Origin of the sequence: Acidovorax sp. Root70 (genome assembly GCF_001428225.1) — a bacterium.
In the GTDB taxonomy this organism is placed as follows: Bacteria; Pseudomonadota; Gammaproteobacteria; order Burkholderiales; family Burkholderiaceae_C; genus Acidovorax.
The window spans coordinates 328,105-348,903 of sequence record NZ_LMHQ01000012.1; the positions used below are offsets into that span (position 1 = coordinate 328,105).

Annotated in this window: 18 protein-coding genes; 15 read left to right on the forward strand and 3 right to left on the reverse strand. The window is 66.3% G+C overall.

The window, feature by feature from the left end; translation table 11 throughout:
* The first annotated feature begins 27 nt into the window (after positions 1 to 27).
* The 11 genes from ASD94_RS09110 to ASD94_RS09160 all read left to right on the forward strand — a co-directional run bounded on the left by ASD94_RS09110 (position 28) and on the right by ASD94_RS09160 (position 12,815).
* Positions 28 to 1,632 carry an ABC transporter ATP-binding protein gene (locus tag ASD94_RS09110; protein ID WP_056641600.1) on the forward strand — a complete coding sequence of 535 codons (1,605 nt, stop codon included), beginning with the start codon at positions 28 to 30 and terminating at the stop codon, positions 1,630 to 1,632.
* The gene (locus ASD94_RS09115; RefSeq protein WP_056641603.1) at positions 1,625 to 2,695 is read left to right on the forward strand and encodes an ABC transporter permease; all 1,071 of its coding nucleotides are present in this window, start codon (positions 1,625 to 1,627) and stop codon (positions 2,693 to 2,695) included. Before ASD94_RS09110 ends, ASD94_RS09115 begins: the two co-directional genes overlap by 8 nt.
* On the forward strand, positions 2,695 to 3,615 hold the full coding sequence (locus ASD94_RS09120; RefSeq protein WP_056641606.1) for an ABC transporter permease: 921 nt from the start codon (positions 2,695 to 2,697) through the stop codon (positions 3,613 to 3,615). Before ASD94_RS09115 ends, ASD94_RS09120 begins: the two co-directional genes overlap by 1 nt.
* Before the next feature lie 109 nt (positions 3,616 to 3,724).
* The gene (locus ASD94_RS09125; protein ID WP_056641608.1) at positions 3,725 to 4,891 is read left to right on the forward strand and encodes a BMP family ABC transporter substrate-binding protein; all 1,167 of its coding nucleotides are present in this window, start codon (positions 3,725 to 3,727) and stop codon (positions 4,889 to 4,891) included.
* A gap of 129 nt (positions 4,892 to 5,020) precedes the next feature.
* Entirely contained in the window at positions 5,021 to 6,004 is a 984-nt protein-coding gene (locus ASD94_RS09130; RefSeq protein ID WP_056641611.1) for an aromatic ring-hydroxylating dioxygenase subunit alpha, read from the forward strand.
* On the forward strand, positions 6,004 to 7,056 hold the full coding sequence (locus ASD94_RS09135) for an adenosine deaminase (RefSeq protein ID WP_056641615.1): 1,053 nt from the start codon (positions 6,004 to 6,006) through the stop codon (positions 7,054 to 7,056). The genes ASD94_RS09130 and ASD94_RS09135 overlap by 1 nt, the downstream gene beginning before the upstream one ends.
* Positions 7,057 to 7,271: 215 nt before the next feature.
* Positions 7,272 to 8,846 carry a methyl-accepting chemotaxis protein gene (locus ASD94_RS09140; protein WP_056641808.1) on the forward strand — a complete coding sequence of 525 codons (1,575 nt, stop codon included), beginning with the start codon at positions 7,272 to 7,274 and terminating at the stop codon, positions 8,844 to 8,846.
* A 173-nt stretch (positions 8,847 to 9,019) separates the two neighbouring features.
* On the forward strand, positions 9,020 to 10,120 hold the full coding sequence (locus ASD94_RS09145) for a BMP family ABC transporter substrate-binding protein (protein WP_056641617.1): 1,101 nt from the start codon (positions 9,020 to 9,022) through the stop codon (positions 10,118 to 10,120).
* A gap of 112 nt (positions 10,121 to 10,232) precedes the next feature.
* Positions 10,233 to 11,531, forward strand: coding sequence for a guanine deaminase (gene guaD, locus ASD94_RS09150; RefSeq protein ID WP_056641620.1), 1,299 nt, complete (start codon positions 10,233 to 10,235; stop codon positions 11,529 to 11,531).
* 80 nt (positions 11,532 to 11,611) lie between these two features.
* Entirely contained in the window at positions 11,612 to 12,184 is a 573-nt protein-coding gene (dcd, locus tag ASD94_RS09155; protein ID WP_056641623.1) for a dCTP deaminase, read from the forward strand.
* A 136-nt stretch (positions 12,185 to 12,320) separates the two neighbouring features.
* Positions 12,321 to 12,815, forward strand: coding sequence for a hypothetical protein (locus ASD94_RS09160; RefSeq protein ID WP_056641626.1), 495 nt, complete (start codon positions 12,321 to 12,323; stop codon positions 12,813 to 12,815).
* On the opposite strand, the gene ASD94_RS09165 is transcribed toward ASD94_RS09160, so the two are convergent.
* The 3 genes from ASD94_RS09165 to pcp all read right to left on the reverse strand — a co-directional run bounded on the left by ASD94_RS09165 (position 12,767) and on the right by pcp (position 16,252).
* The gene (locus ASD94_RS09165; RefSeq protein WP_056641628.1) at positions 12,767 to 14,467 is read right to left on the reverse strand and encodes a diguanylate cyclase; all 1,701 of its coding nucleotides are present in this window, start codon (positions 14,465 to 14,467) and stop codon (positions 12,767 to 12,769) included. The two genes, ASD94_RS09160 and ASD94_RS09165, sit on opposite strands and share 49 nt — an antisense overlap.
* On the reverse strand, positions 14,464 to 15,453 hold the full coding sequence (locus ASD94_RS09170) for a delta(1)-pyrroline-2-carboxylate reductase family protein (RefSeq protein WP_056641631.1): 990 nt from the start codon (positions 15,451 to 15,453) through the stop codon (positions 14,464 to 14,466). Before ASD94_RS09170 ends, ASD94_RS09165 begins: the two co-directional genes overlap by 4 nt.
* A gap of 124 nt (positions 15,454 to 15,577) precedes the next feature.
* Entirely contained in the window at positions 15,578 to 16,252 is a 675-nt protein-coding gene (gene pcp / locus ASD94_RS09175; protein WP_056641633.1) for a pyroglutamyl-peptidase I, read from the reverse strand.
* Positions 16,253 to 16,374: 122 nt separating this feature from the next.
* Here pcp and ASD94_RS09180 point away from each other — a divergent pair, with 122 nt between their 5' ends.
* The 4 genes from ASD94_RS09180 to ASD94_RS09195 all read left to right on the forward strand — a co-directional run bounded on the left by ASD94_RS09180 (position 16,375) and on the right by ASD94_RS09195 (position 20,780).
* Positions 16,375 to 17,259: a neutral zinc metallopeptidase gene (locus ASD94_RS09180; protein WP_056641636.1), complete on the forward strand. Its 885-nt coding sequence runs from the start codon at positions 16,375 to 16,377 to the stop codon at positions 17,257 to 17,259.
* Between the two features lie 67 nt (positions 17,260 to 17,326).
* Positions 17,327 to 19,516 carry a cyclic nucleotide-binding domain-containing protein gene (locus ASD94_RS09185; RefSeq protein WP_056641639.1) on the forward strand — a complete coding sequence of 730 codons (2,190 nt, stop codon included), beginning with the start codon at positions 17,327 to 17,329 and terminating at the stop codon, positions 19,514 to 19,516.
* Between the two features lie 134 nt (positions 19,517 to 19,650).
* On the forward strand, positions 19,651 to 20,073 hold the full coding sequence (locus ASD94_RS09190; RefSeq protein ID WP_056641640.1) for a group II truncated hemoglobin: 423 nt from the start codon (positions 19,651 to 19,653) through the stop codon (positions 20,071 to 20,073).
* Positions 20,074 to 20,186: 113 nt separating this feature from the next.
* Positions 20,187 to 20,780, forward strand: a complete 594-nt coding sequence (locus ASD94_RS09195) for a LemA family protein (protein ID WP_056641642.1) — start codon at positions 20,187 to 20,189, stop codon at positions 20,778 to 20,780.
* Positions 20,781 to 20,799: the final 19 nt, after the last annotated feature.

A 20,799-nucleotide genomic window follows, 5' to 3' on the forward strand; every position in this document is an offset into this window, starting at 1 on the left:
GTTGTAAAACTGAGAGACAATCCCCGCATGAGTTCTCCCCCCAATCCTTCAGCGCCTGGTGCGGCGCCGCCACGGCTGCAGCTGGTGGGCATCACCAAGCGCTACCCGGCCGTGGTGGCCAACAGCGGCGTGTCGCTCACGGTGCTGCCGGGTGAAATCCACGCCGTGCTGGGCGAAAACGGCGCGGGTAAGTCCACGCTGATGAAAATCATCTACGGCTCGGTCAAGCCCGATGAAGGCAGCGTGTTCTTCAACGGCCAGGCCGTGCAGGTGCGCAACCCGCAAGAGGCGCGTGCCCTGGGCATTGCGATGGTGTTCCAGCATTTCAGCCTGTTCGACACCCTCACGGTGGCCGAAAACGTGTGGCTGGGCCTGGACAAAAGCCTCGCGCTGGCCGAGGTCACGCAGCGCATCACCGCCAAGGCCGCCGAATACGGCCTCGACATCGACCCCCTGCGCCCCGTGCACACGCTGAGTGTGGGCGAGATGCAGCGGGTGGAAATCATCCGCGCGCTGCTCACCAACCCCAAGGTGCTGATCCTGGACGAGCCCACGTCGGTGCTCACGCCCCAGGCGGTCGAGAAGCTCTTCGTGGTGCTGCGCAAGCTGGCCAGCGAGGGCTGCAGCATTCTCTACATCAGCCACAAGCTGCACGAAATTCGCGCGCTGTGCACCGCCTGCACCGTGCTGCGCGGCGGCAAGGTCACGGGCGTGTGCAACCCGGCCGAGGAATCCAATGCCTCCCTGTCGCGCCTGATGATCGGCGCAGAGCCGCCAGCGCTGGAGCACCGCGCGGTGCAGACCGGTGCCACGGTGCTGCGCGTGCAGGGCCTGTCGCTGCCACGCGCCGACCAGTTTGGCGTAGACCTGATCGACCTGCAGTTCGAGGTGAAGGCGGGTGAGGTGGTGGGCATTGCCGGGGTGTCGGGCAACGGGCAAAAAGAGCTGCTCTATGCGCTGTCGGGCGAAGACCAGCGCGCCGAGCCTGCGAGCATCCAGGTGACGGGCCAGAACGCGGGCCGCATGGGCCCCGGCCAGCGCCGGGCGCTGGGCCTGCACTTTGTGCCCGAAGAGCGCCTGGGCCGGGGCGCCGTGCCCACCATGGGCCTGGCGCACAACCTGCTGCTCACGCGCACCAATTCGGTTAGCGGCAGTGGCTGGATCAAGGTGGGTGCGCTGCAAAAGCATGCCGAGGACATCATCCGGCGCTTCAATGTGAAGGCGGGTGGCCCCAATGCGGCGGCCAAGTCGCTGTCAGGCGGCAACCTGCAGAAGTTCATCGTGGGACGCGAGATCGACGCTGCACCCAAGCTGCTCATCGTCTCGCAACCCACCTGGGGCGTGGACGTGGGCGCGGCGGCGCAGATCCGGGGCTCCATCCTGGCGCTGCGCGATGCGGGCTGTGCCGTGCTGGTGGTGAGTGAGGAGCTGGACGAATTGTTTGAGATCTGCGACCGGCTGCATGTGGTGGCCAAGGGGCATCTGTCGCCCTCGGTGCCGCGCGCCGAGGCCACGGTGGAGCGCATTGGCGAATGGATGAGCGGCCTGTGGCATGCCGATGTGCAGGCCCACCTGGCGCAGCAACAGCAGCAACAGCAGCAACAACAAGCCGGGGAGGTGCAGCATGCTTAAGCTGGAACCGCGCCCTCAGGCGTCCAAGCTCTGGACCTATGGCTCGCCCCTGCTGGCGCTGGCCTTCACGGTGCTGATCGGTGTGGCCCTGTTCATCGCGCTGGGCAAAGACCCGGTGCGTGGGCTGCAGGTGTTCTTCTGGGAGCCCATCAAGACCCAGTACGCCATTGGCGAACTCATGGTCAAGGCCACGCCGTTGCTGCTGATAGCGCTGGGGCTGGCCGTGTGCTTTCGCTCCAACGTATGGAATATCGGCGCCGAAGGCCAGTTTGTGATCGGCGCCGTGGTGGCGGGCGGTGTGGCGCTGCTGGCCGACAAAACCACGGGCCCCTGGATCGTGCCCGCCATCCTGCTCGCCGGGGTGCTGGGCGGCATGGCCTGGGCGGGGCTCACGGCGCTGCTGCGCGACAAGTTCAACGCCAACGAAATCCTGGTGAGTCTGATGCTCGTCTATGTGGCCACGCTGGTGCTGGGCTACCTGGTCTATGGCCCGTGGAAGGACCCCATGGGCTACAACTTTCCGCAGACCAAAAATTTTGAAAAGATCACCCAGATCCCGCGCCTGATGCAGGGCTCGCGCATGTCTATCGGGCTGTTGCTGGCGCTGGCCGGTGCGGGGGCCTTGTGGGTGTTTCTGTTCCGCACGCGGGCGGGCTTTGCCCAGCAGGTGGGCGGGCTGGCCCCGGCGGCGGCGCGGTATGCCGGCTTTTCGTCGCGCCGGGCGCTGTGGACGGCGCTCTTGATCTCGGGTGGCGCAGCCGGCCTGGCGGGTGCGCTGGAGGTGGCCGGGCCCATCGGCCAGCTCACGCCCTATGTGCCGGCCGGCTATGGCTTCGCGGCCATCATCGTGGCCTTTGTGGGACGGCTGCACCCGGTGGGCATGATCCTCTCGGCCATTCTCATGAGCATGTTCTACATCGGTGGCGAGCTGGCGCAGTCGCGCCTGGGCCTGCCCAAGTCGCTCACCGGCGTGTTCCAGGGCCTGCTGCTGTTCACGCTGCTGGCTTGCGACACATTGATCGCCTACCGCATCCGCTGGGTGGCCTCGAAGGGAGGCAAATGATGGAATCCTACGCACTGCTTATCGGCGCCACGCTGAGCGCGGGCACCGTGCTGGCCATCGCTGCCTTGGGCCTGCTCATCAACGAAAAGGCGGGCATCGTCAACTTGGGCGCCGAGGGCATGATGCTCTGCGCTGCCATCGCGGGCTTTGCCACCGTGGTGCACACGGGCAACACCTGGCTGGGTTTTGCCGCAGGCATGGCCGCGGGCGCCGTGCTGGCCGCCATCTTTGGCGTGCTGGTGATCTGGCTCAACACCAACCAGTACGCCACCGGGCTCGCGCTCAGCCTCTTTGGTGTGGGCTTCTCGGCGTTTGCGGGCATCAGCTACGTGCAGGCCAAGCTGCCCGAGCTGCCCAAGTACGCCATTCCGGTGCTGGGCGATGTGCCGCTGCTCGGCCCTGCACTGTTTCAGCAGCACCCACTGGTGTACCTCACCATGCTGCTGGTGGTGGGGTTGATCTGGTTCCTGTACCGCTCGCGCGCCGGGCTGGTGCTGCGGTCGGTGGGCGAGTCGCCCGAGTCGGCGCACGCACTGGGCTACCCGGTGCGGCGCATCCGGCTGGCGGCCGTGGTGGTGGGCGGTGCCCTGTGCGGGCTGGCCGGGGCCTACATCTCCACCGTCTACACCCCCCTGTGGGTGGAGGGCATGGTGGCCGGGCGCGGCTGGATCGCGCTGGCACTCACCACCTTTGCCACCTGGCGCCCGGCACGGGTGTTGCTTGGTGCTTATCTGTTTGGTGGTGTGACCATGCTGCAGTTCCATTTGCAGGCCACGGGCGTGCAGGTGGCCAGCCAGTTGCTGAGCATGCTTCCGTATGTGGCCACCATCGTGGTGCTGGCGTTGATCTCGCGCAATCCAACCTGGATTCGCATCAACATGCCAGCATCGCTCGGCAAACCGTTTTATCCGGGCTCGTGATAAGGATTGCGCGCGCGAAAATCTGGTTACCCTGCGGTAGATCGCACCATAATTGATAGCTTCGTCCCCCAACCTTTGCAAGTCTTACTTCTTCGATAAGGAAACCGACATGACTGATCTGCAGAAACGCTCCCTGCTCAAGGTGGCAGCGCTCTCCGCTGTGGCCGCTGCCGCCCTCGTGGGTTGTGGCAAGAAGGAAGAACCGGCACCGGCCCCCGCGCCTGCTCCGGCCCCTGCCGCAGAAGCACCGGCCCCCAAGCCCGAGCCACTGAAGATCGCGTTTGCCTATGTCGGCCCTGTGGGTGACGGCGGCTGGTCGTTTGCCCACGACAACGGCCGCAAGGCCATCGAGAAGGAATTCGGCGACAAGGTTGTGACGAGCTTTGTGGAAAGCGTGCCCGAGTCCGCCGACGCCGAGCGCGTGCTGCGCGACCTGGCCGGCCAGGGCAGCAAGCTGATCTTCGGCACCACCTTCGGCTACATGGAATCCATGCTCAAGGTGGCGGAAGACAACAAGGGCGTGAAGTTTGAACACGCCACCGGCTACAAGACGGCCGAGAACCTGCGCACCTACGACAGCCGCACCTACGAAGGCGCTTACATGGCCGGCATCATCGCTGGCGCCATGACCAAGTCCAACACGCTGGGCGTGGTGGGCTCGGTGCCGATTCCTGAGGTGATCCGCAACATCAACAGCTTCACGCTGGGTGCGCAGTCGGTCAACCCCAAGATCAAGACCAAGGTGGTGTGGGTGAATGAATGGTTCAGCCCACCGAAGGAAACCGAAGCTGCCACCTCGCTGATCAACGGCGGCGCCGACATCCTGTTCCAGAACACCGACTCTCCCGCCGTGCTCAAGACTGCTCAAGAGAAGGGCAAGCGTGCCTTCGGCTGGGACAGCGACATGACCGCCTACGGCCCCAAGGCCCACCTGGCATCGGCCGTGATCAACTGGGGCCCGTACTACGTCAAGGCCACCAAGGACGTGCTGGACGGCACCTGGGCTTCGGGCCAGAGCTGGTGGGGCGTGAAGGAAGGCGCGATCGACATCGTCTCCATCGCTGAAGACGTGCCTGCCGACACCAAGGCCAAGGTCGAAGCCGTGAAGAAGGGCCTGGCCGACGGCAGCTTCAGCATCTGGAAGGGCCCCATCGTGGGTCAGGACGGCAAGCCCGTGCTCGAAAAGGACGCTGTGGCCGACGACAAGTTCCTGGGCGGCATCAACTTCTACGTCAAGGGCGTGGAAGGCAAGATCCCTGGCGGCGACAAGAAGTAATTTGCACCGCGTTCATCAGCAGTTCTTGCGGGCTGCTGTGACAAAGGGCCGCCCTGGGGTGGCCCTTTTGTTTTGCAGAGGCATTGCGCGGCCTGCAGCTTTAAGAACCTGTTCAAAGGAACAAGAACGATGGTGGAATCAACGTTATGGCACCCGGTGGCCCTGTCAGAGGCCGTGGCTGCGCAGGCACCGCTGGCCTTGCAATTGCTGGAACAACCCGTGGTGTTGTGGCGCGACCGTAAAGGCATCGTGCACGCACTGGCCGACCAGTGCCCGCACCGGGGCGCCCGCCTGTCGCTGGGCCGCGTAACGCCCCAGGGCCAGCTGGAGTGCCCCTACCATGGCTGGCAGTTTGCCGCCGGTGGACAATGCACGCACGTGCCAGCACTGCCCACCTTTGTGCCTCCGGCCACGCACTGCGCCCGCCATTTCGAGGTGCAGGAGGCCTATGGCCTGGTGTGGTTGCGCATCGCACCGGGCGAGCAGGGACTGCCTGTGTTTGCGGCGGAAGGGGACGCCCGCCTGCGCAAGCTCAACTGCGGCCCTTACGACGTAGCGGCCAGCGCGCCGCGCATCATCGAGAATTTTTTGGACATGTCGCATTTCGGCTTTGTGCACGAAGGCTGGCTGGGCAGCCGCGAAGCGACAGCCATCGACGACTACCGGGTGGAGCCCACGCCCACGGGCCTGCTGGCCACGGGCTGCAAGGCTTGGCAACCGCAATCCAACCTGCATTCCACGGCGGCCGCCCAGGTCGAATACACCTACGAAGTCACGGCGCCCTATGCGGCCATGCTGACCAAGGTGCCCGAGGCGGGCACCACGGCGGTGGAGGGCTGGCGCGAGTCCATAGCGCTGTTCATCTGCCCGGTGACGCCCGTGCGCAGCCGGGCGTGGTTCCGGCTGGCGGTGGCCGATTTCGATTCGCCAGACGAGAAACTGCAGGCCTTCCAGGACACCATCTTCACGCAGGACCAGCCCGTGCTGGAGTCGCAGGCGCCACAGTGTCTGCCGCTCGACCTGCGCGCGGAGTTGCATACCGCTGCCGACAAGGCATCATCTGCCTATCGCCGCTTTCTGCGCCAGAGTGGCATCACCTTTGGAGTCTGCTGATGTTCAAGATCCCCCCCATTTCCGCAGAGCGCCTTCCCGGTCTGCTGCGCGCCATGCCCAAGGCCGAGTTGCATATTCACATCGAGGGTTCGCTGGAACCCGAGCTGATCTTTGCGCTCGCGCAGCGCAACGGGTTGACGCTGCCCTACGCCACCGTGGACGCCTTGCGCAGCGCCTATGCGTTCACCAACTTGCAGAGTTTTCTGGACATCTACTACGCGGGCGCCAGCGTGTTGCTGCATGAGCAGGACTTTTATGACATGGCGCGCGCCTACCTGGGCCGCGCGGCGCGCGACAACGTGCTGCACGCCGAACTCTTCTTCGACCCGCAAACCCATACCGCACGCGGCGTGCCCATGGAGACCGTCATCAACGGCCTGCACCGTGCCTGCCAGGATGCGCGCGCCGAGCTGGGCATCAGCGCCACGCTGATTTTGTGTTTCCTGCGCCACCTGAGCGAAGAGTCGGCGTTTGAAACGCTGGAGCAGGCCATGCCGCTCCTCGACAAGATCGTGGGTGTGGGGCTGGACTCCAGCGAACTGGGTCACCCCCCCGAAAAGTTCGCCCGAGTATTTGCCCGCTGCCGCGAACTGGGCCTGCACTTGGTCGCCCATGCGGGGGAGGAGGGACCCCCCGCCTACATCTGGAGCGCGCTCGATGTGCTCAAGGTCGAGCGCATTGACCACGGCGTGCAGGCCGTGCACGACGCGGCACTGATGCAGCGCCTGGCGCAAGACCGCATAGCGCTCACGGTGTGCCCGCTGTCCAACCAGAAGCTGTGTGTGTTCCCCAATCTGGCAGACCACAACCTCGGCAAGCTGCTCGATGCCGGGCTGGCCGCCACGGTCAATTCAGACGACCCGGCCTACTTTGGTGGCTACATCAACGAGAACTTCACCCAGGTGTTTGCGGCCACGGGCCTCACGGCCAAGCATGCCTATCAGTTGGCGTTCAACAGTTTCGAAGCCAGCTTTGCGGGCAATGCCGACAAGCGGGTGTGGGAGCACAAGCTCAAGGAAACGTTTGAGCGGTGCGTGGAGCACGATTACTGAGCTTCGGGTAGCGCGCAGTGGGCTTGGGAAATGACGCCCGAGGGGCTGTCGCCCGTGCGGCAGGGGCGTGATCTGGGTAAACCCTTAAAATAGTAAGTATTCGTTTGAATTGTGTCCGGCCCAGGCCCACGGGGTGATCCACCGCCATGGCCCTTACCCTGCGCCCCTTTGCGGAGTGCACGGGTGCCGTGTCGTCCCCCTTTTTGGAGCCTTCCATGTTTCTCAGTCAAATCTCCATTGGCAAGCGCCTGACCTTGGTGCTCGGTCTGATCCTGGCATTGTTTTTTGCCAGCAGCGTGGTGGCCGTGGTCAAGCTCAGCCAGCTGGGCCGGGAGATCGATGCCATGGTCAACGACAACATCAAGACGGAGCGCGCTGGTTCGGACTGGCTGCGCCACACCACGTCCGGCGTGCAGCGCGCGGCGGCCATCGCCAAGAGCAGTGATGCCAGCCTGATTCCCTACTTTGCGCCTGCCACGGCGGCGTCGATCCGCGACACCAACGAGCTGCAGAAATTCATCGAGTCCAAAATGGACACGCCGGAAAAGAAGCAGCTCTTTGCCAAGGTGGGTGACCTGCGCAAGGACTACCTGGCGGCCCGCGAGGAAGTGAGCAAGTTCAAGCAGGCGGGCGATGCCGAGAATGCCAACAAGGTCTTCTCCGAGCGGTTCGAACCCACCTCCCGCAGCTACCTGGCGGGCGTGCAACAGATGGTGGACGGCCAGCGCGCCGAGCTGGATGCGGCCGGCAAGCGCAGCGAAGAGCTGCGCGCGCAGACCACGCTGCTGCTGCAGATCTGCACTGGCGTGTCGCTGCTGCTGGGTGCGTTGCTGGCCTGGCTGCTGACCACCAGCATCACGCGCCCCCTGCGCCAGGCTGAGGCCATTGCCGAGACCATCGCCAACATGGACCTGACGGGCGCCCCCCAAGCGAGCTATGCCAACGACGAAACCGGCCACCTGCTGCGCGCCCTGGATGCCATGCGCAGTGCGCTGCACCGTTCGCTGCAGCAAGTGCGTGGCGTGGTGGACAGTATCTCCACGGCCAGCACCCAGATTGCGATTGGCAACCAGGACCTGAGCGCACGCACCGAGCAGACGGCCAGCAGCCTGCAGGAGACCGCCAGCTCCATGGAAGAGCTGACCAGCACCGTGCGCCAGAGCGCGGATTCGGCCGTGCAGGCCAACCAGCTGGCCGTGTCGGCGGCGCAGGTGGCCCAGCGCGGGGGCGATGTGGTGGCCCAGGTGGTGACCACCATGGACGAGATCAACACCAGCAGCAAGAAGATCGCCGACATCATCGGCACCATCGACGGCATTGCCTTCCAGACCAACATCCTGGCGCTGAACGCGGCCGTGGAAGCCGCCCGTGCGGGCGAGCAGGGCCGGGGCTTTGCCGTGGTGGCCAGCGAAGTGCGCTCGCTGGCCCAGCGCTCGGCCCAGGCGGCCAAAGAAATCAAGACGCTGATCGGCGTGTCCGTGGAAAAGGTCGAGTCGGGTGCTGCGCTGGTGCAGAACGCCGGCACCACCATGGGCGAGATCGTGAGCTCGGTGCGCCGCGTGACCGACATCATTGGCGAGATCAGCGCAGCCGCCTCGGAGCAGAGCCAGGGCATTGGCCAGGTGAATGTGGCGGTGACCCAGCTGGACCAGATGACCCAACAAAACGCAGCCCTAGTGGAAGAGTCCACCGCCGCCGCTGAAAGCCTCAAAGACCAGGCGTCGCGCCTGGCTGAAGTCGTGGGGGCCTTCCGCCTGGGGGCGGGCCAGCAGGCGCTGCGGTTGAACTGAATGCCTTTCCGGGGCTTTGCACACGGCGGCAGGGCCCGCTCCAGGCTTCAATCCAGATCGTTTCAATCAGGACAATTTCAACGTAGTTTCAACACCGTTTGATTTCCCCTCGGAGGCACCGTCGTCCTGCGGTGCTTCCGTTCCATTCCATCAGGGCCATGTAGAGGAACACCATGTACAAAAACCTCGCAGCCACGCTCGTGGCCGCCTGTTTTTTCTCCCCCGTCTTTTCCCAGACTGCTCCTGCCAAGGGCGGTACAGCCGAGCCCGTCAAGGCCGGTTTTGTCTATGTCTCGCCCATCACCGAGGCAGGCTGGACGCGCCAGCACGATGAGGGTCGCAAGGCCGTCGAGGCCGCGCTGGGCAACCAGGTGAAGACCACCTTTGTCGAGAACGTGGCCGAAGGGGCCGACGCCGAGCGGGTGATCCGCGACCTGGCAGCTACCGGCCACCAGATCATCTTCACCCCCAGCTTTGGCTACATGGAGCCCACGCTCAAGGTGGCGCAGGACTACCCGCAGGTGAAGTTCGAGTCCATCACCGGCTACAAGACCACGCCTAACGTGGCGGCTGCCAATGCGCGCTATTACGAGGGGCGCTACCTCGCGGGCATCGCCGCGGGCCGCATGAGCAAGACCGGCGTGGCAGGGTTTGTGGCCGGGTTTCCCATTCCGGAAGTGCTGCAGGGCATCAACGCCTTCACGCTGGGCATGCGCTCGGTGAACCCCAAGGCCTCCGTGAAGGTGGTGTGGCTCAATGTGTGGTTTGACCCACCCAAGGAGCGGGATGCGGCCATGGCGCTGTTCAACCAGGACGTGGACGTGATCGCGTTCCATACGGGCTCCACCGCCGTGATGGCGGCGGCGCAAGAGCGCGGCAAGATGGCCGTCGCCTACCACTCCGACATGCGCAAGACCGGGCCTGACGCCCAGATCGTGGCTGTGACGCACCAGTGGGGCACGTACTACACGGAGCGCGTGCGGGCCGTGCAAAACGGCACCTGGAAAAGCGCCAACCTGTGGGGCGGCGTGCGCGAGGGCATGATCCGTGTGGGCGACTTTGGCCCCCGGGTGCCGGCTGCCGTGCAGCAGGAGGTGCTGAATGCCCAAAAGGCCGTGGGTGCGGGCAAGCTCCAGCCCTTCCGTGCGGGCAAGGTGCCGGTGCGCGACAACGAGGGGCAGGAGCGCATTGCTGCGGGCCAAGCACTGCCGGATGCCCAGATCCTGCAGATGAACTGGCTGGTGGAAGGCGTGGTGGGCAAGCTGTCCCGCTGATCCCGCAGGGCATATCGCCCGTCGTTATCACCTACCGGCGCTCCCCGAACCCCATAGCCACTATGGGGTGCCGCATATACAAACGGCGCCCCCTGCCGCTAAGCTTGCCGCCATGCCTGTTTACCGTTCCGCCCTTTTGCGTTTTGCCGACGATGGCCGCGCCCTCTATGACCAAGATGGCCTGCTGGCCGTTGGCCCCGACGCTCAGGGCTGCCAGCGTGTGCTGGCGGCAGGCGCCTGGCAGACCCTCGCGCCCCAGTTTGCCGGGGAGCCAATCGTGCATCTGCCGGGGCGCATCCTGGCCCCGGGGTTTGTGGACATGCACATCCACTTCCCGCAGACGGACGTGATCGGCTCACCCGCCGATGGCCTGCTGCCCTGGCTGGAGAACTACACCTTTCCCCACGAGTCGCGGTTTGTGGAGCAGGACTATGCGGGGCAGGTGGCGCAGTTCTTTGTGGCCGAGTTGCTGCGCAACGGCGTGACCACGGCCCTGGCGTTTTCCACCTCGCATCCTGCATCGGTGGAGGCTCTGTTCACCGAAGCCCAGCGTCAGCAGGTGCGCCTTATCACCGGCAAGGTGCTGCAGGACCGCCACTCGCCTGACGGCGTGCGCGACGACACCGAGCAGAGCCTTATCGATACCGAAACCCTGATCCAGCGCTGGCACGGCGTGGACCGGCTGGGCTATGCCATCACTCCCCGCTTTGCGCCCACCAGTACCCATGAGCAATTGCGCGGCGCGGGCGAGCTGGCCGCGCGTTACCCTGATGTGTGGATTCAATCCCACGTGGCCGAAAACCGCGACGAGATCTGCTGGGCGCGCGAGCTGTTCCCCGCCGCACGCAGCTATCTGGGCGTGTATGACGACTTCGGCCTGATGCGCGAACGCGCGGTGTACGCGCACTGCATCCACTTCGACGACGATGACCGCGCGCTGATGCGTGACACCGGTGCCGTGGCTGCGGTCAGCCCCACCAGCAACCTCTTTCTGGGTAGCGGGTTCTTCGACTACGCCGGTGCCGACCGGGTGGGCTTTGGCTACGGCCTGGCCAGCGATGTGGGCGGAGGCACCAGCTTCAGCCCGTTCCACACCATGCTGGCCGCGTACTACGTGGGACGGGAGGGGCAGACCAAGCAGGGCCTGAGCCTGTCGCCCCAGCAACTGTGGTGGCAACATACCGCCGGTGCTGCGAAGGCGCTGGGCCTTGCGGGCGTGGTGGGCAATCTGCAGCCGGGCTGTGAGGCCGATTTTGTGGTGCTGAACCCCGAGGCCACCCCCCTTTTGGCGCGCAAGACACGCCAGGCGCGCAACCTGGATGAGCTTTTGTTTGCGCTGATCGTGCTCGGTGACGACCGCGTGGTGCAGGAAACGGTGATTTCTCAAGCAAAATACGGCTCTAGCGCTTGATATTCATGCGCTACCAGCTACGTATTTAATAGCGCCCAGCAGTCCACCACTGCGCGGGCCACAGCGCAGGGAGTTCTGCTATGAGCATCAAGAGCGACAAATGGATCCGCCGCATGGCGGCCGAGCACGGCATGATCGAGCCCTTCGAGCCCGGCCAGGTCCGCGAAGTCGAAGGCCGCAAGATCATCAGCTACGGCACCAGCAGCTACGGCTACGACATCCGCTGTGCGCCCGAATTCAAGGTGTTCACCAACATCCACAGCACGGTGGTCGACCCCAAGAACTTCGACGAAAAGAGCTTTGTGGATTTCGAGGGTGACAGCTGCATCATCCCGCCCAACAGCTTTGCGCTGGCCCGCACGGTCGAATACTTCCGCATCCCGCGCAACGTGCTCACCATCTGCCTGGGCAAAAGTACCTACGCGCGCTGCGGCATCATCGTCAACGTGACCCCGTTCGAGCCCGAGTGGGAAGGCTATGTGACGCTGGAGTTCAGCAACACCACGCCATTGCCCGCACGCATTTATGCAGGTGAGGGCTGCGCCCAGGTGCTGTTCTTCGAGAGCGACAAAGACGACGTGTGCGAAGTCAGCTACCGCGACCGGGATGGCAAGTACCAAGGCCAGGTGGGCGTGACCTTGCCCAAAGCCTGACAACGCGCGCGGTGTGGGCGGCGGCAGGGCTGCTGTCCTACATGCGCCTTGCGTGTTGGCTGAAATGCAAGCATCGGTAAGTTTTTTAGCATGGGTGACACGCCTCCCGCGAGATGGGGGCTGATGGAGTTACACCATGCTGATGTCCGCCGCCGCCTCAACCTTCTTCCTCGCGCCCGTCCGTGCTCTGGTGCCAGCGCTGGCCGATACCGTTGCCGACGCTCGGGCCCCTGCTGCCGCCGCGTCCACTGACACCCCTTCGACCAGCCGTGCCAGCCCGGCGCAGCATTCCGCCGACGCAGACTGCCAGGCGCATCACACCTACTGGCCCTGTGACCTTCTCAACACCTTTGTGCTGCGCATGGCGGCACAAGGCCACTGCGTGAACCTGTCGATGATGCTGGGCCACCGGCCCTATGCGCTGGAGCGGCTTGCGCTCGCAGCAAGCGCTCCGGACACGGGCCTGCAGGAACTGGCGACCCATTTGCGGCCGTATTTCGAGGCTCCGGTGCTGCAGGCGGAAAGCCCGGCGCCGCTGCCTGCCGCACAGGGCGATGGTCTCGCTGCGCCGCCGGACAGCTCTCACGCTTCGACACAGACCCTGTTGCGCCCCTGGCCCTTCGCTTCGTAGAGCGCGGCATCACCCCGTCGCAGCATGGCTGCGCCGTTGTCGTCTGCGCCGCGCATTGTGGCCACTCCGGCGCTGATGGTGATCGCGCCCACCACCGGGTCCTGCTGCCCGGCCATGGCCGTGACCAGGGCCTGCGCAATGGACCGCGCGCCTTCGAGGTCGGTGTCGGGCAACAGGGCCACAAACTCCTCTCCGCCCACCCGGGCCACCACATCGGAGCCGCGCAGGCGCGACTCGAGCGTGCGCGCCAGTTGGCGCAGCACCTCGTCTCCCGCTTCGTGCCCGTAGGTGTCGTTCACCCGTTTGAAGTGGTCCACATCCACGGTGATCACGCTGAGTGAGCGGCTGCTGCGCCGCGCCAAGGCCACGGCAAACGCCATCTGCGTCTCGAAGCCGCGCCGGTTCAGCAGGCCGGTGAGGGCATCGGTGCGTGCCTGCAGATCCAGTGCGCGGTTGGCGGCTTCCAGCTCCAGCGTGCGCAGCCGCACCTTTTCTTCCATGGCCTCGCGGGCGGCCAGCAGGCGGTGCGTCATGCGGCCCAGTGACTGGGAGAGTTGCGCCACCTCGCGGTTGCTTTGCATGGCCGGGATGCTGCTGCCTGGACGGTCGGCTTCCACCGCGCTGGCGGCATCGGCCAATGCGTACAGGTCCACGCTCAGGCGCCGGGCGGCGAGCCAGGCCAGGGCGGAGGCGAGCAGCGCGGCGGCCAGTCCGATCACCAGTGTCAGCTGGACCGTTTTGTCTGCCTCGGCAAAAGCCAGCTCCACCGGCTGGCGTGCCACGATGCGCCAGCCCAGGTCGCTGGCTGCGTTGCGTGGCTGCAGCTGGGTGGCTGCGGTCAGGTAGCGCTTGCCATCCTGCCATCGGGTCACCGTGGTCTGCGTGCGGTCGCCATCGCGGTTGTTGTTGACATTGATGCCCTCGGGCAGGCGCTGCCCGGCGGCTCGCATCGCGTCGGTCTGCCCGCCGGGCGCATAAATCAACTCCCCTTTGCGGTCGAAAATGAACAGCCCGAGCGCGCTTTCATCGGAGGTTACGGGGGTGAGGCTTTCCAGCACCTCGCGGGTCCATTGCCAGTTGCCATGGATGCCGAGTACGCCCACCGTGGTGGGGCCGATGCGGATGGGGGCTGAAAAGTCCACGAACCGGTGTGGCTCGCCGGTGGCGTTGGGGGGCAGCAGAGAGCTCAGCAACTGGGCCGGGTGCACGTCGCCCACATGCACCGCTTCCAGCCCGTGTTGAAACCACGGGCGCTGCGCCACGCTCTGGCCCACCAGCAGCCCCCCCGTGGCGTTGCGCACCACGCCCTGGGCATCGGCCACACCGATCCAGATGTTGTTGGGTTGCATGGCCTGGCTGCGTGCAAGCATGTGCTGCGCTTCGGCAGAGTCGAGTCCCTTGGACCAGACCACTTCAGCGCTGGCCATCACCTCGGCTTCCAGGCTGCGCTGCATCAGACCCAGGGCCAGGAGCGTGCCGGCGTTTTCGGCCACCACCTGCAAGGAGTTGCCTGCATCGCGCTGGATGCGATGCTTGAGAAGCTCGCCAAACCCCAGCGACAGCAACACCGACAGGCTCACCACCAGCGTGCCAAACACCAGCGCGATCTGCATGCGCAGGCTGTGGTCTGAAAAGCGGGCGATGAACATCATGCGGATGTGGCCGTCAAGGGCTCCATCGCAGCCGGCGCCTGGCTGGCGTGGCGCAGCGCGAGCCGGGCGGCTGCCAGGTCCCAGCCTGCCCAGCCGCAACTCTTGAACAACACCGGCCCCGTGTGGCGCACGGTGGCTGCGGTGCCGTGGCTGCACACCACGTCACCCAGCGTGGGCAGAGCGGCCACGTCCAGTCCCGCCTGCAGCAGGTCGCCTGCCTCGTGGAGCGCATCGCTGGTGTCCACCACGATCCCTCCGTGCCGCGCCACATGGTGGCACAGGCCCGGCGCCAATTCGGCCATGGTCGGGGTGAAGGCACCCACGGCCGTCACAAAGGCGTCGGGACGGGGCAGGGCATGCAGTGCCACTGTGCTGGCGGTGGTGCAGGTGGCTATCAGCGGGCAGTGGGGCACCGCAGCGTCGGCATCGGCCACCACCCGTACCTGGGCGCCCAGGGCCCGCACCTGCGCCGCCAGCGCCTCGGCGCTGGCACTGCTGCGCGAGGCAATCCACACCTCGCGCACGCCCAGGCCGTGGATGAATGCCTCGGCATGGGCCAGGCCCTGCACCCCTGCGCCTACGATGAGCAACGGGCCGTGTGGCACCCGCGCCAGGTGCCGGGCCGCCAGCAAAGAGACGGCGGCGGTGCGCCGTGCGGTGACTGTGGGGCCGTCCAGCACCAGCCGGCGCTCGCCCGTGGCAATGTCGAACACCACCACATCGCCCTGGATGGACGGGCGGCCCGTGCCTGCGTTACCCGGCGTGAAGGTGATGAGCTTGGCCATGGCCACCGTGCGGTCCGTGGCCGGCATCACAAACAGGCTGCCGCCCTGTGCCAGCGGCAGCACGCCACGCTGGGGCACCACCACGGTGCTGTCTTGCAGCAAGGCAGCAATTTCATCCGCCAGAGCGGACCAGGGCAGCCGCGCGACGGTGGCCGCTGCGTCCAGCACGCCCAGGGATTCAAGAGGGGAGGCTAAAGGCATGCCCGGACTGTACACAGCAGGCTGCTGAATGGGGAGCGGAGAACCCCTCAATGATCCCGAGCCTCATCCCACCCCCCGGTCGGTGCAGGGTGCCGGTGCAGGCTTGCCTCGGGGCCGCGGCGTGCTAGTGCGTTGCGCCCGCCTGCAGCGCAATGTCTTGCGGCGCCAGCACCGCTGCCCAGAGGGCCGCATGGATGCCGCGCACCATGTCGCGCAGCGGCAGGTGGGGCTCGCCCTGGCCGCTGAGCCAAGGCACATGCACAAAGCCGCCGCGCGCGCCCTGGGGACCCCGGCCCTGCGCCAGCAGGTGCATCAGCCCGTACAGCACATGGTTGCAGACGAAAGTGCCCGCGGTCTGAGACACCTCGCAGGGCACACCCGCGCGCTGCACGGCGCGCAGCATGGCCTTGATGGGCAGGCTGGAAAAGTAGGCGGCGGGCCCGCCAGCGTGGACTGGGGTGTCGATGGGCTGGGCACCCATGTTGTCGGGGATGCGCGCGTCGTTGATGTTGATGCCTATGCGCTCGATGGACAGTGCATCACGCCCGCCCGCCAGCCCCAGGCACAGCGTGAGGGCCGGCTGGTGGGCCTGCACCAGCGACTGCAAACGCTGCAGCGACTGCCCGAACACCGTGGGCAATTGCGCGGCCACGACCGAGTGCCCTGCCATGCGCTGGCCGTGCAGGGCCTGCGCGATGAGCCAGCTGGGGTTGTGCGCGCCACCCCCAAACGGGTCAAAACCGGTGAGCAGGATGGTGGGCCTGGCCTGGGGCGCACTGTGGAGGGTGTCAGGTGCCATGGGTGTGATGAAGGGCGTGCAAGAGCAGGGTGGAACACATCGTAAATCGTCCGCGCCGGGGGCGGTCCCGCGCGTAACATGCAGGCTTGGTCGCCCCGCCTGGAGGGCGCTGGAGAGACACCATGAAATGGGAAGGCAATCGCGAGTCTGACAACGTGGAAGACCGCCGCGACGAGGGGGGCGGCGGCGGATCGCCGGTGTTTGGCGGGCGCAGCATTGGCATTGGCACCATCGTGATCGCGCTGCTGGGCGGCTGGGTGCTGGGTATCAACCCCTTGACCATCCTGGGCCTGCTCAGTGGCGGCGGCCCTGCGCCCCAGGTGCAGACGCACCCCCAAGCGCCCGCGCACCGCCCGCCCGCCGACGACGCCATGGCCCGTTTTGTGTCCACGGTGCTTGCCGACACCGAGGATGTGTGGGGCGAAGTGTTCCGCCAGGGCGGCGGGCGCTACCAGGACCCGCGCCTGGTGTTGTTCCGGGGCGCCACGCCCACGGCCTGCGGCACGGGGCAGGCGGCCATGGGCCCGTTCTACTGCCCGGCCGATCAGAAGGTTTACATCGATCTGGGTTTTTACGAAACCCTCAAGAGCCGACTGGGGGCCCCGGGCGACTTCGCCCAGGCCTATGTGATTGCCCATGAGGTGGGGCACCATGTGCAGAACCAGCTGGGCATCAGCGCCAAGGTAGACCAGATGCGGGGCCGCGTGAGCAAGCCCGAGTACAACGCACTGTCGGTGCGGCTGGAGCTGCAGGCCGACTGCTTTGCCGGGGTGTGGGCGCACCACGCCCAGAAGGCCCGCCAGATCCTGGAGCAGGGCGATGTGGAGGAGGCGATGAACGCAGCCGCCAAGATCGGTGACGACGCGCTGCAACGTGCCAACGGCGGGGCGGTGGTCCCCGAGAGCTTTACCCACGGCACCAGCGCACAACGGCAGCGCTGGTTCAACAACGGCTTGCAGACGGGCAGCGTCAAGGCCTGTGACACCTTTGCCGCGCGCAGTCTGTAGCGCGCTTACCAATGCCTTGGCAGTGCCTTGATACCGCCCTGACTTCGACGGTCGTATAAATTTCTCCATGCCTTCCACCGCACCTGTGGCTCCCCCAGCGCATCGCCATGCTGAGCGCCCGGCAGGTGCCGAGGCGGGGCCCTCAGCGCCACAGCCCTCGGGCGCTGCGGCGGCGTGGTCCGCGGCGGCTGTCACCGTGCCCCATGCGGTTGGCCTGGGGCTGCTGGCGTTTGCTCCGCTGGCGGGCGAGCATTCGCTGGCGGCGCTGGCTTTGTGGTCGGCGGCACTGCCCGGCCTGCTGTTGACCCTGGCGACGCCCCGCGCGGGGGTGGTGTACGCACCGACCACCGTGGTGGCGCTGCTGTTTGCAGCCGTGCTGGCCACCGCCCATGGCGCTGCGCCCGGCCTGGGTCTGAACGCCCGCCAGGTGCTGGCGGTCACCGGCGCCACGGTGGCCTTGGCCTTTGTGTTCCAGTGGCTGTTGGGGGTGCTCCGGCTGGCGTCGGTGGCGCGGTTTCTGCCCATCTCGGTCACCCACGGGTTTGCGGCCGGCGTGGGCTTGTCGATGGTGGTGGGGCAGGTGCGCAATGGCTTTGGCGCCGGAGCCGATGCGCTGTGGGACGCGCGCACCGGCTGGCACCTGCTGGCCGCCCTGGCGGTGGTGGGGCTGGCCTGGGGGCTGCGCCAGCGCTGGCCCCGCATGCCGGGTCTGCTGTCAGCGGTGGCTTTGGTGGCCTTGGCCGTGGCGTTGTCAGGGCTGTGGGGGGGCGGGCACAGCACTGTGCTGGTGCCCGCAGTGCAGCCCAGCCAATTTGCCTTGCCGTTGTTGCCCGACTGGACAGGGATTCCCTGGTGGGCCCTGGCCCGGCAGCAGGGCTCGGCCCTGGTGGTGCTGGCCGTACTGATGGCGCTGGTCAACAGCCTGGAGATTCTGGTGTTCAACCAGGAGCTGGAGCTGGACCATGGGCTGCGCGGTAACGCCAACCTGGCGCTGCGCCGCGAGAGCCTTTTGGGCGCACTGTGCGGGCTGATGGGAATGATTCCCGCATCGACCAGCGCGTCGCGTTCGCGCATCGTGCTGGCGCAGGCGGAGGCATCGCGCGATGCCCCGCGCTGGCACGCCGCCATCATGCTGGGGGTGGCGGTCACCGGGGCGTGGTGGCTGCACTGGGTGCCCGTGGCCTGCCTTGCGGGCGGTCTGGTGTTGGCGGGACTGATGCAGGTGCCGGGCCTCATGTGGTCGTTGCGCTATGCGCGCCGGTCACGAGTGACCTGGGCGCAAAGCTGGCTGGTGGCGCTGGTGTTTGCCGTGATGGGTGGCGTGGTGGCGCTGGTGGCCGGTCTGGTGGTGGCCACGTTTGTGCTGCTGCACGACTCTGCCGCCACAATGCTGCGCCACGTGCGGCTGGATGGCGAGCTGCGCTCACGGCGCTTGCGCAGGGCGGGGTCGGACAGCTGGCTGTCGCCGCGCATGAACCAGGTAGCGGTGTTCGAGCTGCAGGGCGTGATGTCGTTTGGAGTGGCCGCTCACTTGGCGGAGCAGGTGCGCATGCTGCTGCAGCCGCGCCACCGCTGGGTCATTCTGGACGCGGGCCGTGTGCCGGCCTGGGACAGCACCGCATTGGCCCAATTGCGGGCGTTGGTGCGCGACCTCGACCAGCAAGGCATTGCGGCCGCCGTGGCGGCACTGGACCCCATGGCCGCCGAACATGCAGGGGAGCAGGTGCGCGCCTTTGCCGATCTGGATCGTGCGCTGGAATGGGCCGAGGTAGGCATCCTGTCCCTGCGCCCCATCGAGCAACGCCCGGCCCGGCCCGAGCGTGATCTGCTGGGGGAAGTGGGTGAGGGCGTGCCCAAGGCCGCCGCAGAGGCCTTGCAGGCTTTGCTGCTGCAGCAGGCCGTCCCACCGCACGGTGTGGTGTTCCATGCCGGCGACACCGACCACGACTTGCTGGTGGTGAAGTCCGGCCACATCACGCTGGTCACCCAGTGGCCGCCCGACAAGGGTTTGCGTCTTGCGACCGTCGGTCCGGGCATGGCGTTTGGTGAGATGGCGTTTCTCAATGGCGCAGCCCGCAGTGCCTGCGCCGGCTCCGAGCGGGGCCCCGCGCATCTGGTGCGTTTGTCGCGCGCTCATTTCGATGCCTGGGCTCGCCAGTACCCCGAGGCAGCGCTCACAGTGATGAACAACCTGGCCCAGATCGGCGCCCGCCGCCTGGCGGTGACCACGCGGCAGTTGCGGGCTGTGCTGGAGTAGCGAGGGCGGGCAATGGGCCTTCTTGCCTGGCGTGAAGCGTGACCCGGTCCTGGGGCCGACAGGCGTGCGAAAACCGCGGATTTCTATAATCAAGGGTTGGCCAATGCCACTTGGCAATCTCCCTTTACCGCTCCATGGAATCCACCACCTCGCCCCCCGCCGCCGGAACTCCCGTGGCCGTCACTCCCTTTGAATGGATCGGCGGCGAAGAGCGCGTGCGCACCCTGACCGAGCGCTTCTACGACCTGATGGACCTGGAGCCTGGCTATGCCGAGTTGCGTGCCGCCCATGGCAGCGACTTGGGCCAGGCCCGGCAAAAGCTGTTCATGTTTCTGTGTGGCTGGCTGGGTGGGCCTTCGTACTACACCGACCAGTTTGGCCATCCGCGCCTGCGTGCGCGCCACATGCCGTTTGCCATCGGCATCAAGGAGCGCGACCAGTGGGTGGCCTGCATGGACCAGGCCATGGGCGAGACCGGCGTGCCCACCGACCTGCGCGTGCGGCTGAAGGAAAGCTTCATGGGCACGGCCGACTGGATGCGCAACAAAGGGGTCTAGCCAGCCCGCAAGGCGGCCCTCGTTTGCGCCCTTGAAGGGCGTCCCTGTGTGTTTCCTGAGGCTTCGTCCGCAGGCTCTAAGATGCTCCCTCCAACAAATACAGGAGGTAGGGTATGTCGGCAACTGCATGGGTCGTGGTCGTTGTGCTGGTTGCGGTGCTGGTGTGGGCCGTCACGGTCTACAACCGGCTGGTGCAGTTGCGCAACCGCATTGCCAACGCGTTTGGCCAGATCGACGCGCAGCTCAAGCGCCGTTATGACCTGATTCCCAATCTGGTGGAGGTGGCGCGTGGCTATCTGGCGCACGAGGCTGCCACGCTGGAGGCCGTCATCAAGGCCCGCAGTCAGGCGCAGGGTGCGGCCGCGGCAGTGCGTGCAGCCCCCCAAAGCGCCAGCGCCATGGGCGCGCTGGCGACAGCAGAAGGCGTGCTTGGCGGCAGCCTGGGGCGCCTGATGGTGGTGGCCGAGAGCTACCCCGATCTCAAGGCCGATGCCACCATGCAGTCGCTGTCCGAAGAGATCACCAGCACCGAAAACCGCCTGGGGTTTGCACGCCAGGCCTACAACGACCAGGCGCTGGAGTTCAACGATGCGGCTGCTCAGTTCCCCGAGCTTGTCGTCGCGCGCCTGCTGGGGTTTGCGCCCGCGCCCATGCTGGCGTCCACGCAGTCCGACGAAGAGCGCGCCGCGCCCCGGGTGAAGTTCTGATCCTCCCCTCGCCACACCC